The organism is Blastomonas ursincola (assembly GCF_013607875.1).
Taxonomy (GTDB): domain Bacteria; phylum Pseudomonadota; class Alphaproteobacteria; order Sphingomonadales; family Sphingomonadaceae; genus Blastomonas; species Blastomonas ursincola.
The window spans coordinates 425,402-437,192 of sequence record NZ_VDES01000002.1; the positions used below are offsets into that span (position 1 = coordinate 425,402).

The following is an 11,791-nucleotide window of genomic DNA, read 5'->3' on the forward strand; positions in this document are numbered from 1 at the left end:
CGTATTCTGGATCATGCTGCGGCTGTACCGCTCGCATTTTCCTGGGCGACCTTGGGCGATGTCTTAACGCAGCCTCATATCGGGGGCAAGTCGCAAAAGCCGTGCCGCCCAGAATTATCCAGACTTAACATATGCTTGCTCATGTCAGCCAAGGGTGCAGGCCTCGCTTGCATCGGTATTGATTTTGTTAAGCATTTACGCAGACTTGCAGGCAAGGCCCTGCCAGCTCGAACGGGTCTGGCGCTCGCGGCTTCCCCTGTCGCCCGACTCGCGCTATGCGCCCGGCCCATGACCAGCCAGCCCCAGCCCAAATCGTGGATCGCATCCATTCACGCCTATGTCCCCGGCAAGTCGGTCGGCGATGACGGCCGTCCGCTCGTCAAGCTCTCCGCCAACGAGAACCCGCTCGGCACCAGCCCGGCGGCGCTCCAGGCGCGCGCGCACGGTGCGGCGCTCGCCCCCTCGCTCTATCCCGATCCGGACAGCGCCGCGCTGCGCGAGGCGATCGGCAAGCTGCACGGGCTCGACCCGGCGCGGATCGTGTGTGGGACGGGATCGGACGAGCTGCTCAACCTCGCGGCGCAGGGCTATGCCGGGCAGGGCGACGAGGTCGTCTATGTCCGTTACGGCTTTTCGGTCTATGACATTGCCGCGCGGCGCTGCGGTGCGACGCCGGTAGTTGCGCCAGACAACTTCTACGCCACCGATGTCGATGCGCTGCTCGCCTGCGTGACCGATCGCACCCGCGTGGTCTATCTCGCCAATCCCAACAACCCCACAGGCACGCTGACACCCCGTGCGGAGATCGCGCGGCTGCATGCCGGTCTGCCGTCGGATGTGCTGCTGGTGCTCGACCAGGCCTATTCGGAATATCTGGACGCGGACGAGGACGATCATGGTCTCGAGCTCGCGGCCGGGCATTCCAACGTGCTGGTCACGCGCACCTTCTCCAAGATCTATGGCCTGGCCGGCGAACGCATCGGCTGGGGCTATGGCGCGCAAGGCATCATCGACACGCTCAACCGCATCCGGGGGCCCTTCAACGTCACGCTCACCGGTCAGGCCGCGGCGCTGGCAGCGCTGGCGGACGAGGAATTCGTCACCCGCTCGCGCGAGCATAACAGTTTCTGGCGGCAATGGCTGGCGGGCGAGCTCGCGCAGCTCGGCAATCATGGCGTGACCGTGGTGCCGAGCCATGCCAATTTCCTGCTGGTGCTGTTCGAGGGCGCGGTGAGTGCGGAGGCGGCCTATCAGGCGCTGATGCAGGCGGGCTATATCGTGCGCTGGCCCAAGGGCCAGGGGCTCGGCCATGCGCTGCGCATCACCATCGGCGAGGAAGCGCATATGCGCGCCATCGCGCAGGTGCTGCGGGATCTGGTGACCGCATGAGCGCACCCTTCGGCACCATCGCGATCGTCGGGCTGGGCCTGATCGGCTCGTCGATCGCGCGCGCCGTGCGCCAGGCGCTGCCCGATACGCGCATCCTGGGCTATGACCGCAGCGCCGATGTCTGCGCGCGGGCGCAAGCGATCGGGCTGTGCGACGGCTATAATGCCGGGTTCGGCCCCGAACTGGCGAGCGCCGAAATGGTCATCCTCTGCGTGCCCGTCGGCGCGATGGCTGCCGCCGCCACCGCCATGGCGCCGCATCTCTCGCCCGACACGATCATCAGCGATGTCGGCTCGTGCAAGGCGAGCGTGCTCACCGCCTTGCGCTCGGTGCTGCCCGAGGCCGTGATCGTGCCTGCGCACCCGGTGGCGGGCACCGAGAATAGCGGGCCGGAAGCAGGCTTTGCCTCCTTGTTCAAGGGCCGCTGGTGCATCCTCACCCCCGATGACGGCGCCGATGCGGCGGCGTGCGAGCGGGTCGCGGCGTTCTGGCAGGCGCTCGGCGCGAATGTCGAGACGATGGAGGCCGCGCATCACGATCTGGTGCTTGCGGTGACCAGCCATCTGCCGCACCTCATCGCCTATACGATCGTCGGCACCGCCAGCGATCTGGAAGGCGTGACGCAGAGCGAGGTGATCAAATATTCGGCCGGGGGTTTCCGCGATTTCACCCGCATCGCCGCCAGCGACCCGGTGATGTGGCGCGACGTGTTCCTCTCGAACAAGGACGCGGTGCTCGACATGCTCCAGCGCTTCTCGGAGGACCTGTCCGCGCTGCAGCGCGCGATCCGCTGGGACAAGGGCGACGAGCTCGAAGCGCTGTTCACCCGCACCCGCGCCATCCGCCGCTCGATCATCGAACAGGGCCAGGATGATGCCAAGCCCGATTTCGGGCGGGTGCATCAATAGGGGCATATGCATCACGCCCTCTCCCCTTGAGGGGAGAGGGAGGAGCCGCGTAGCGGCGGAGGGAGAGGGGAAAGCGCTGCCCTAGCCCCTCTCAACTCCGGCTAGCCAGACAAGCTGCCAAGCCTTCGTATCTCTCCCCTGAGCCGCAGGCGAGCGAAGCTCAACGGGAGAGAGCTGCTCGCCTTACTCGCCCGCATCCGCCACCGGCTCGGTCGGCAGTGCTTCGGGTTGGGGTGCGGGCTCGGTTGTCTCGGCCGGCGCGTCCGCTGCGCCGCGGATCAGGTGGAACCTGTCCTGCCGCCCGTCGAGATATGCGACCTTCTCGCCGTCGAAGAACATGTCCTCCTCGGTGCGGAAGGAAACCGCCTTGTCGCCCCATTCGGGCACGTTGTTGGTGACCGCGAGCTCGATCGACCAGGCGGTGCTGCCGCGGACGAGATAGCGGCCGGCGGGGCTGCTGTCCTGATTGTCCCAGAAGCCGATCGCCGGTCCCGCGCCGTGCCCGTGAAAACCGATGGGATGCGAATAGATGCTCGGCTGATAGCCCGATGCGATCGCCTTGGCGCGGGTGGCCGCGAGCAGGTCGTTGCCGGTCAGGCCGACACGGAATTCGCCGGTCAATATGTCCTGCACCGCATTGGCGGCAGCGAGCCCTTCCTTCAGGCCGGCCGGCGCGTCGGTCTCGCCGGGTTTGAGAACATAAGCGAGATGCTGGGTATCGGTGTTTAGCCCCAGATAGGTGATGCCGAAATCGGTCCACAGCATGTCACCGGGCTGGATAACGGCATCGCCGGTCAGCTCGCCCGCCTCGCTGGCGCGGAAAATGGCGAGCGAGGGATGGAACCAGGTCTTGAGGCCCAGCGCGCTGATCTTCTCGCGCATCCACCACTGCACATCCTCTGCCGTGGTCTGGCCCGGCGTGATGACCTTGTCGGACAGCGCCTCGGCGATGATCGCGTGCGCCAGGCGGACGATCGACGGATAGACCTCCATCTCGGCGGGGATGCGGCTTTCCAGCCAGCCGATGGCGAGCGGCCCGGCGGGCACGATTCGCTCGCGATATTCGGGCGGCAGCGCGGCGACGAAATCCTCGTACTGGCTGTGGCTGAGGCCATCGGCGAGCGCGGTCTGCGACGAGATGTTCATCGCGATCTTCTGCGGATTGCGCTCGGCGACGATCTCGGCAAGCCGCTTCCACTGGTCGGGCTGTTGCTCGGGCGTCCAGACGGGGGCGAACATTCCCGCGAGGCCATAACGGCTCACCGTCAGCCGCTCGACCGGCTTGCCCTCGCCCGGATCGAAGAACACCAGGATCGTCCGCCGCCGCGCATGCATCGAACGTGCATCGAGCATGGTCGCGACCACCGGGTCCTCGTCATATTCGCGCGCGATCAGCACCCACATGTCGACGCCCTGTTCGCGCATCAGCGCCGGGACGACGGTCTCTAGCCGCTGGGCGAGCCAGGCATCGCGCAACTTCGCCTGTTCGCGCAGGGGGAGGATGGCGGGATAATCGGGAGCTTCTGCCTCGGCGGTATTGCCGGCAGACTGGGCCGATACGGGCGAGGCCAGCATCAGCGAGGCGGCGAGCGCGGTGGACAGCAGGACGGCGACGGATTTCATGAGCTTCCCCGGGGTTGTTCGCAGGCGAGCTTTCTGCCTAGCCGGTGATGCCCGGTTGCGCCACCCTGTGCTGCGGCGCAAGCGCGCCGGGCCAGTCGATCTCGGGCCAGCCGCGTTCGCGCGCGACGATGCGCATCGGCATATGCGCATTGGTCACGAACGCCTCGTGCGCCAGTTCGAGCATCGGAATGTCCGAGACATGGTCAGAATAGCAGCGGATGCTGCACTCGGCCGGATCGAGCCCGTGTTCGGCCATCCAGGCGGCGATCATCTCCGCCTTGTGGATGCCGTAGCAATTGTGCCCGGCAATCTTGGGCTGCACGGTCCCGTGCGAGGAGACAAGGTCGGTCGCGATCACGTCGTCGATCCCAAGGCGCCGCGCGATCGCCTCGACATAGAGCCGGTAGGACGCCGTGGCGATGACGATGCGATAGCCTTCGGCGCGATCGGCGGCGATGCGCTCGAGCGCGCCGGGGCGGATATTGGTTGCAAAGACATGCTCGGCATGTGCTGCCATGGGTTCTGCCAGCCAGGCGACCCGAAGTTCGCCCAGCAGCAGCCTCTGGTTGATCTGCTTGAGCTGGTCGCGGCTGACCAGGCGCAGGACATAGCCGATCGCGGCGAGCAGCGAGAGCGGAAGCAGCACCAGCCGCCACGGCGCATGGCGCAGCGCCATCCACAGCAGGAAGCGCGCATAGGTCGGATGGACGGTAATCGTCCGATCCATATCGTAAAAGGCCAGCCTCTCCCCCACGCCCGCGAGCATTAACGCCAATGCGGCGGGAAACAAGCCGGTGCTTGCCGCGTATGGCCTGCATGATGGCAAATTCCGCTGCGACCAATTGTGCGCCAAGGTGCTTGTGATCGCACCGTTTATCGCACAAGAAGGGCGGCATATGGGTGCCCCGGCCGACTTTGCGATCGAAGAGCGCGGTGAAACCGGCGCGGTGCTGCGCTTTTCCGGCAATCTCGATATCACCACCATTGCCGCTCTCGACAAGCGGTTGAAGGCGATCGACCAGCCGATCGGGCTGATCGACATGGCCGATACCGGGCATATCGACACCGTCGGCGCCTGGGTGGTCTATCGGCTGGCACGCGACCAGCGCTGCGAGATCGTGAACCTCAGCGAATCGGGCAGCAGGTTGGTCGAGGCGGTGGGCCGATCGGACATCAGCGATATCGAGCCGCCGCACCGGCCCAATGTGGTCAGCCGGGTGCTCGCCAGCGTCGGCGAGGCGACGATGACCGCCTTGGGCTCGATGCTCGGCATGCTCGGCTTTTTCGGCGCGCTGGTGCGATCGCTGCTGTCGCTGATCGCGCATCCGCGCCGCATCCGCTGGGCCGCGACCGTACGCCATTTCGAGCTGGTCGGCGTCTCGGCGCTCGGCATTGTCGGGCTGATGAGCTTCCTCATCGGCATCGTCATCGCGCAGCAGGGCGCGGTGCAGCTGCGCCAGTTCGGCGCCGAGGTATTCACCGTCAACCTAGTCGGGCGACTGACCATTCGTGAACTGGGCGTGCTCATGACCGCAATCATGGTCGCGGGCCGGTCGGGCAGCGCGTTCGCGGCGCAGATCGGCACGATGAAGCTGACCGAGGAGGTCGACGCGATGCGCACGATCGGCGTCTCCCCGGTCGAGGCCCTGGTGCTGCCGCGCGTGACCGCTGCGGTGCTGATGATGCCGCTGCTCGGCTTCTATTCGATGATCGTCGCGATGATTGGCGGCGCGTTCCTGTGCTGGATCGTGCTCGAGATTCCGCCCGCCACCTTTGTCGTGCGCATCCAGGAGGTCGTCCCGATCACCGATTTCTATGTCGGCATGATCAAGGCTCCGGTCTTCGGGCTGATCATCGCGCTCGCCGGCTGCTATCAGGGCATGCAGGTGCGCGGCAATGCCGAGGAAGTCGGCATGCGCACCACCGCCGCCGTGGTCCAGGCGATCTTCATGGTCATCGTGCTCGACGCGTTCTTCGCGGTCTTCTTTACCGAAGTGGGCTGGGGATGAGCGCAGCGCGGGAAAAGGACTGCGATGTCGCCATTCGCATCACGGGGCTGACCAACAGCTTCGGCGAGCAGGTGGTGCACGAGGATCTGTCGCTCGACGTGCGGCATGGCGAGATCCTGGGCGTGGTCGGCGGATCGGGTACCGGCAAGTCAGTGCTGATGCGCTCGATCATCGGGCTGCAGCGGCCCGATGCCGGGCGCATCGAGGTGCTGGGCGAATCGATCCTCGACGGCGAGGAGGAGGATGTCTCGATCCGCAGCCGCTGGGGCGTGCTGTTCCAGGGCGGGGCGCTGTTCTCGACGCTCACCGTCGCCGAGAACGTGATGGTGCCGCTCGCCGAATTCTATCCGAATATCGATCGCAAGCTGCGGCGCGAGATCGCGCTCTACAAGATCGCGCTGTCGGGCCTGCCCGAGGACGCGGCCGACAAATATCCGTCCGAGCTTTCGGGCGGCATGAAGAAACGCGCAGGGCTTGCGCGGGCGCTTGCGCTCGATCCCGACGTGCTGTTCCTCGACGAACCCACTGCGGGGCTCGACCCGATCGGCGCGGCGCGCTTCGATGCGCTGACCCGCGAGCTGCAGCGGACGCTGGGGCTGACGGTGTTCCTGATCACGCACGACCTCGATACGCTGCACGAGATCTGCGACCGGGTGGCGGTGCTCGCCGACAAGAAGGTCATCGCCATCGGCACGATCCCCGAACTGCTCGCCACCGATCATCCGTGGATCCAGGAGTATTTCAACGGCCCGCGCGGCCGCGCTGCCGCCGTTAGCCATGCCGACGAGGAACTGAAGCGCAAGCGCCTTCCGGCCAGCAGCAAGAGCCGGGGGTTCCTGCGATGACCTTGCGGAACGCCGTCGCCGCTTTGGCGGTTTACACCATCAGAACATCAGGGGCATAACCAACGCCATGGAAACACGCGCCAATCATGTCTGGGTGGGGACCGTCACCCTGGTGCTGCTGGCGGGCATCGCCGCTTTTGTCATCTGGTTGGCGGGGCTGGGTGAGACCGATCGGCAGCCCTATGACATCTTCTTCAAGACCTCGGTCGACGGCATCGCCAAGGGGTCGGTCGTCGCCTATTCGGGCGTGCCCTCTGGTCAGGTGACCGAGATCGCGCTCTGGGCCAAGGACCCGCAGTTCGTGCGCGTGCGGATCGAGGTCGATGCGCATGTTCCGATCCTCGAAGGCACCACCGCCACCATCCAGGGCGTCGGCTTTACCGGCGTGTCGCAGATCCAGCTCGACGGTGCCAAGCAGGGCGCGCCCGCGATCACCGAGCCGGGACCCGAAGGCGTGCCTGTCATCCCGACCAAGCCCGGCGCGCTCGGTGAACTGCTCAACAATGCGCCGCTGCTGATCGAGCGGCTGGCGACATTGACCGAGCGCTTCACCCAGGTCCTGTCGGACGAGAACCAGAAGTCGATCTCGATCCTGCTCAAGAATTCGGGCCGGCTGACCGGCGAGCTGGCCGACAGCGCGCCCGAACTGCGCGCCGCGCTTGCCGAGCTGCGCGTGACGCTGACCAAGGCGGGGGTCGCCGCCGAGCAGCTCGGCATGACCGCGCAGTCGACCAAGGAAGTACTCGACAGCGAAGGCCGTCCGCTGGCACGGCAACTCGCCAAGACGCTGGCCGATACCGACAAGGCGCTGGTCAAGCTGACCGAGACGATGGACGAGGCCAAGCCGGGTCTGCGTCAGTTCTCGACCACCACCTTGCCCGAGACCGAGGCGCTGGTGCGCGACCTGCGCGTCACCGCGCGCGCGCTGTCGGCGATCACCGAGAAGATCGATCAGGAAGGCGCAGGCGGACTGCTCAGCGCGCCGCCGCTGCCCGATTACAAGCCGAAGAATTGAGAGGCTACGCCATGACCGCCACGTTCCGTTCATTGCTGGCCGCCGGCGCTGCCTGCGCCTTGCTCGCCGGTTGCGTCAGCTTCGGTTCCGAAGCGCCGCCGCAGTTGCTGACGCTGACCTCCAGCGCCACGCCGGGGGCGGGGTCGATGGCATCGGCGTCGGTGACCGATGCGATCGTGGTCGATACACCCACGGTCGAGCGCACGCTCGATCAGGTGCGCGTGCCGGTGCAGGTCAGCGACAGTGCCATCGCCTATGTCAAGGATGCGGTCTGGGCGGACAAGCCCGCGCGATTGTTCCGCACCGTGCTGGCCGAGACGCTGGCGGCGAAGAGCGGGCGGCTGGTGCTCGACCAGGTCGAGACCGGGGCCGAGCGCAGCACGATGCTCTCGGGCCAGCTCCAGCGCTTCGGCTATGACGAGGACAGGCGCGCTGCGATCGTCCGCTTCGACGCGGTGGTGCGCAAGCCCGGCAGCCCCTTGCGCAAGCAGCGCTTCGAGGCGAGCGTTCCGGTCGCGACGGTTGACGCGGTGACGGTGGGTGCGGCATTGAACCAGGCGGCAAACACGGTCGCGGCCGAGGTCGCGGCCTGGACCACTGGCTGATCGGCCTCTTTTTCCGCTTCATTACAGGATAATCGAACCATGGCGCATTTCCTCATCGTCGAGGCACGCTTCTACGATCATTTGAACGACCTGCTGCTCGAAGGCGCGCGCGCCGCGATCAAGGCGGCGGGGCACAGCCATGAAACGCTGACCGTTCCGGGGGCGCTGGAAATCCCGGCAGCCATCGCCATGGCATCGGAAACGCAGCGTTTTGACGGTTTTGTCGCGATCGGCGTGATCATCCGCGGCGAGACCTATCATTTCGAGGTGGTCTCGAACGAAAGCGCGCGCGCGATCATGGCGCTGACGCTCGACGGCCTGCCGATCGGCAATGGCATTCTCACCGTCGAGAACGAGGCCCAGGCGCTCACCCGGGCAAAGAAGGACGAGAAGGACAAGGGCGGCGACGCTGCCCGCGCCGCCATCGCCATGCTCGAGATTTCAGAGAAGCTCGCCGGCTGACGCTGCCGTCCCCGGCCCGACCGTTCCCCTATTTGGAGGGTAGCGGCGCGGGAACGGGCCGTGACGGCATGGCGCCGGGTGCCTTCGCGCCGCCCGGTGCACTCGCCGATCCTGCGGTCGGGTCGGTAAATGCCAGGGTAATCGAGATGCGGCGGTTGGCCGGGTCGTTGCGGTCCATCGGATTGTATGGCTCCTTGTCGGCCACGCCTTCGATGCGGTGCACCTGACCCGGATTTATCCCCCCGATCACCAGCGCCCTGCGCGTCGCCTCGGCGCGGCTGGTCGAGAGCATCCAGTTGTTCATCGTCTTGCCCGAGGCATAGGGCAGGGCATCGGTATGCCCGCGGATGATCACCGGATTGGGCATACCGTTGATGACCTGCGCGACCTCTTTCAGCAATTCGGCCGCCTTGGGAACCAGCTTGTCGGTCGACAGCGCGAACATGCTGAAATTGGCTTCGTCCACCAGGTCGATGCGCAGGCCTTCACGCGTATCGGTGAAGCGCACGTTCTTGAGCAGCTTGCTGAGCTGCTCGCTGCCGCCTAGCCGCTCCTCGAGCTGCTTCTTGAGCTTCTCGAACTGTTCCTTCTCGGCCAGCTGCTGCGCCTTCCGCATCGCCGCCCGCTGCTCTTCGGTCATGTTGCTATAGGGGCTCTTGCCGGCATCATCGGCGGTCCCGGTGGCATCCTGCGGAATGGTGATCGTCCGCGTTCCAGTCTGGCCGGCGCGGTTGGGATAATCGTCGCGCCCGACGATCGATTCCCCGCCGAACAGGCCGTTGGAGCCGGCGCTGCCCGATTTCAGCTCGACGATGGTCGGCGCGAAATAGTCGGCAATTGCCTTGCGGTCCTTTTCCTCGGTCGCGCCGAGCAGCCACATCAGCAGGAAGAAGGCCATCATTGCCGTCACGAAGTCAGCATAGGCCACCTTCCAGGCGCCGCCATGATGGCCGCCATGGCCTTCCTCGATGATCTTCTTGACGATGATCGGGCGGACATTCTCCACCGGATCGGGCTTGCGCTTGGCCATGGCTTAGCGGCCCCGCATGCCGTCGAACACGTCGGCAAAGGTCGGCTGGTTGGCGTGACCCAGGCTCGAGCGTGCAGCCTCGATCACCAGCGGCTGCGGATGGCCGTGGAGCGATGCGATGATGATCTGTTTGGCAACGTGATACATCGCGCCATCGGCCTCGATCACCTGCTTGCAGCGGTTGGCTAGCGGACCGACCAGACCATAAGCGAGAAAAATCCCGAGGAACGTACCGACCAGTGCCGAACCGATCATTTCGCCCAGGATGGCCGGCGGCTTGTCGATCGAGCCCATGGTCTTGACGATCCCGAGAACGGCCGCGACGATCCCGAGCGCGGGCAAGGCATCCGCGAGGTTCTGCAGGCCGTCGGCGGGGCCGACCGCCTCGTGGTGATGCGTCTTGATCGCCTGATCGACGACATCCTCCACCGCATGCGGATCGAGCTGGCCCGACGAGACGACGACGAGGCGCAGCGAATCGCAGATCAGATGGATCAGCGTCGTATCCTTGAGCAGCGTGGGATATTCCGAAAAGACCGAGGAGCTCTTGGGGTCCTCGATATGCGGCTCGAGCGCCACCGGGCCTTCGGTGCGCAGCATCTTCATCAGCTTGGACACCAGGAAGATGCAGTCGAGAAAATCCTGCTTCTTGTACTTGGCACCCTTGAACGCGGTCTTGACGCCGCCGCCGATCGCCTTGATGTGCGCGCCCGAATTGCCGATCAGCATCGAGCCTGCAGCCGCGCCGCCGATGATCATCATTTCCAGCGGCAGGGCGTGCAGAATGACGCCCATGCTGCCCCCGGCGAGAATGAACCCGCCGAACACCATGGCGATCAGGACGACAAAGCCAATTGCTGCGAACATCGCGGTTCCCTTGATCGTGATAATTGCCCACCGGACGGTGGCGCAATGCGGGCTGAAAAACCGGCCCGTTCAGATCGTAGAACGGCTTTTGACGATCGTGGTTAAGCGCAAAACAGGGTTAACAGCGCGGGCGTTGGCGTTAACCCGGTGGATCATCAGCGCAGGAAGTCGAGCAGCGACTGTTGAGAGACCTTGGCATAGACGGCCTGGGTGGCCTGCAGGTTGGTCAGCAACGTCTGGATCCGGGTCAGGGCCTCGGCGACATTCGCATCGACCAGTTCCGATTTGCGCGAGGCCAGCGACAGCTTGCTCTGCTCCAGCTCCTCGCGCGCCGATTCGATGGAATTCTTCACCACGCCCTGGCGGGTCAGCAGCTGCGTCATGCGGTCGATCGCGCCGTCGAGCGCGGTCAGCTGCGCATTTCGGGCGGCCTGGCCGGTGGCCGTGTTGTCGCGGATCGCGGCGGCGGTATCGGTCATGATCTGTTCCAGGCTGCGCGTGGCTCCGCCAGCGCCCCCGTCGACATCGATATTCGCCTGGACCTCGTCCAGATTGGGCGCAGACACGACGAAGCGGGCATCGCCCATCGGAATGCGGATGACCGGCCCGTTGCCGAACAGCTGCCCGCCGAAATTGTCGCGCTGGCCCAGCGCATCGTTGAAATCGGCGTTGATCCCCTCGACCTCGAGCGCGAGCACTTCGGGGTCGGCCGTGCTGATCGTGCCGGTATTGGCCAGCAGCAGCAGCTCGCGCGTGCGGATGAGCCCGCTCACGATGGTGTTGAGGCTCGCCTCGGCCTGGTTGGCGCGCGTGTCGGCGCGGCCCAGATTGTTGACCCAGGCGGCTTCGTCCGACTGGAAGCGCGAGATGTTCGAGGACTCGAGCCAGGCCTTGGGATCGTTCGAGGGCCGGGCGATGCGGCTCTCGCCGCTGACCAGCGCCTGCTGATCGGCGATCTGCTGGCTCAGCCGCACCTGCCGGGTGACATCCTGCGGCGCGCGATAGCGGTTGACGGATTGGACCATGATGTCGTGCCTT

At 65.7% G+C, this 11,791-nt stretch carries 12 protein-coding genes; 7 read left to right on the forward strand and 5 right to left on the reverse strand.

What is annotated here, in order from left to right; genetic code table 11:
• The first annotated feature begins 288 nt into the window (after positions 1-288).
• Positions 289-1,389 carry a histidinol-phosphate transaminase gene (gene hisC / locus FG486_RS08035; RefSeq protein WP_066284107.1) on the forward strand — a complete coding sequence of 367 codons (1,101 nt, stop codon included), beginning with the start codon at positions 289-291 and terminating at the stop codon, positions 1,387-1,389.
• Complete coding sequence (locus FG486_RS08040; protein ID WP_181267178.1) at positions 1,386-2,297, forward strand: prephenate/arogenate dehydrogenase family protein; 912 nt, start codon at positions 1,386-1,388, stop codon at positions 2,295-2,297. The genes hisC and FG486_RS08040 overlap by 4 nt, the downstream gene beginning before the upstream one ends.
• A 183-nt stretch (positions 2,298-2,480) precedes the next feature.
• Here FG486_RS08040 and FG486_RS08045 read toward each other — a convergent pair whose 3' ends face one another.
• Together FG486_RS08045 and FG486_RS08050 are read right to left on the reverse strand one after the other, a co-directional pair.
• Positions 2,481-3,920: a M24 family metallopeptidase gene (locus tag FG486_RS08045; RefSeq protein ID WP_181267179.1), complete on the reverse strand. Its 1,440-nt coding sequence runs from the start codon at positions 3,918-3,920 to the stop codon at positions 2,481-2,483.
• A 37-nt stretch (positions 3,921-3,957) separates the two neighbouring features.
• Positions 3,958-4,686, reverse strand: coding sequence for an HAD family hydrolase (locus FG486_RS08050; protein WP_273301422.1), 729 nt, complete (start codon positions 4,684-4,686; stop codon positions 3,958-3,960).
• 130 nt (positions 4,687-4,816) lie between these two features.
• On the opposite strand from FG486_RS08050, the gene FG486_RS08055 reads away from it, so the two are divergent.
• The 5 genes from FG486_RS08055 (at position 4,817) to ribH (ending at position 8,856) form a co-directional block, all read left to right on the forward strand.
• Entirely contained in the window at positions 4,817-5,929 is a 1,113-nt protein-coding gene (locus tag FG486_RS08055; protein WP_066284506.1) for an ABC transporter permease, read from the forward strand.
• Positions 5,926-6,774, forward strand: a complete 849-nt coding sequence (locus tag FG486_RS08060) for an ABC transporter ATP-binding protein (protein ID WP_181267180.1) — start codon at positions 5,926-5,928, stop codon at positions 6,772-6,774. The genes FG486_RS08055 and FG486_RS08060 overlap by 4 nt, the downstream gene beginning before the upstream one ends.
• A 67-nt stretch (positions 6,775-6,841) precedes the next feature.
• Positions 6,842-7,789: an MlaD family protein gene (locus tag FG486_RS08065; RefSeq protein WP_181267181.1), complete on the forward strand. Its 948-nt coding sequence runs from the start codon at positions 6,842-6,844 to the stop codon at positions 7,787-7,789.
• Between the two features lie 11 nt (positions 7,790-7,800).
• Positions 7,801-8,394 (forward strand): ABC-type transport auxiliary lipoprotein family protein, encoded by a 594-nt coding sequence (locus FG486_RS08070; protein WP_066284479.1) that lies wholly within the window; start codon positions 7,801-7,803, stop codon positions 8,392-8,394.
• Between the two features lie 39 nt (positions 8,395-8,433).
• Entirely contained in the window at positions 8,434-8,856 is a 423-nt protein-coding gene (gene ribH, locus FG486_RS08075; RefSeq protein ID WP_066284480.1) for a 6,7-dimethyl-8-ribityllumazine synthase, read from the forward strand.
• Positions 8,857-8,884: 28 nt separating this feature from the next.
• Here ribH and FG486_RS08080 read toward each other — a convergent pair whose 3' ends face one another.
• From FG486_RS08080 to FG486_RS08090, 3 genes are all read right to left on the reverse strand, one after another.
• Positions 8,885-9,886, reverse strand: a complete 1,002-nt coding sequence (locus FG486_RS08080; protein WP_066284484.1) for a flagellar motor protein MotB — start codon at positions 9,884-9,886, stop codon at positions 8,885-8,887.
• A gap of 3 nt (positions 9,887-9,889) precedes the next feature.
• Positions 9,890-10,753 carry a flagellar motor stator protein MotA gene (gene motA, locus FG486_RS08085; RefSeq protein WP_066284486.1) on the reverse strand — a complete coding sequence of 288 codons (864 nt, stop codon included), beginning with the start codon at positions 10,751-10,753 and terminating at the stop codon, positions 9,890-9,892.
• 155 nt (positions 10,754-10,908) lie between these two features.
• Positions 10,909-11,778 (reverse strand): flagellin, encoded by an 870-nt coding sequence (locus FG486_RS08090; RefSeq protein WP_066284488.1) that lies wholly within the window; start codon positions 11,776-11,778, stop codon positions 10,909-10,911.
• Positions 11,779-11,791 lie beyond the last annotated feature (13 nt).

Excerpts from the sequence above, each read along its gene's own strand:
- hisC (WP_066284107.1), top strand. The coding sequence starts at position 289 with ATGACCAGCCAGCCCCAGCCCAAATCGTGGATCGCATCCATTCACGCC.
- FG486_RS08040 (WP_181267178.1), top strand. The coding sequence starts at position 1,386 with ATGAGCGCACCCTTCGGCACCATCGCGATCGTCGGGCTGGGCCTGATC.
- FG486_RS08045 (WP_181267179.1), bottom strand. The coding sequence starts at position 3,920 with ATGAAATCCGTCGCCGTCCTGCTGTCCACCGCGCTCGCCGCCTCGCTG.
- FG486_RS08050 (WP_273301422.1), bottom strand. The coding sequence starts at position 4,686 with ATGCTCGCGGGCGTGGGGGAGAGGCTGGCCTTTTACGATATGGATCGG.
- FG486_RS08055 (WP_066284506.1), top strand. The coding sequence starts at position 4,817 with ATGGGTGCCCCGGCCGACTTTGCGATCGAAGAGCGCGGTGAAACCGGC.
- FG486_RS08060 (WP_181267180.1), top strand. The coding sequence starts at position 5,926 with ATGAGCGCAGCGCGGGAAAAGGACTGCGATGTCGCCATTCGCATCACG.
- FG486_RS08065 (WP_181267181.1), top strand. The coding sequence starts at position 6,842 with ATGGAAACACGCGCCAATCATGTCTGGGTGGGGACCGTCACCCTGGTG.
- FG486_RS08070 (WP_066284479.1), top strand. The coding sequence starts at position 7,801 with ATGACCGCCACGTTCCGTTCATTGCTGGCCGCCGGCGCTGCCTGCGCC.
- ribH (WP_066284480.1), top strand. The coding sequence starts at position 8,434 with ATGGCGCATTTCCTCATCGTCGAGGCACGCTTCTACGATCATTTGAAC.
- FG486_RS08080 (WP_066284484.1), bottom strand. The coding sequence starts at position 9,886 with ATGGCCAAGCGCAAGCCCGATCCGGTGGAGAATGTCCGCCCGATCATC.
- motA (WP_066284486.1), bottom strand. The coding sequence starts at position 10,753 with ATGTTCGCAGCAATTGGCTTTGTCGTCCTGATCGCCATGGTGTTCGGC.
- FG486_RS08090 (WP_066284488.1), bottom strand. The coding sequence starts at position 11,778 with ATGGTCCAATCCGTCAACCGCTATCGCGCGCCGCAGGATGTCACCCGG.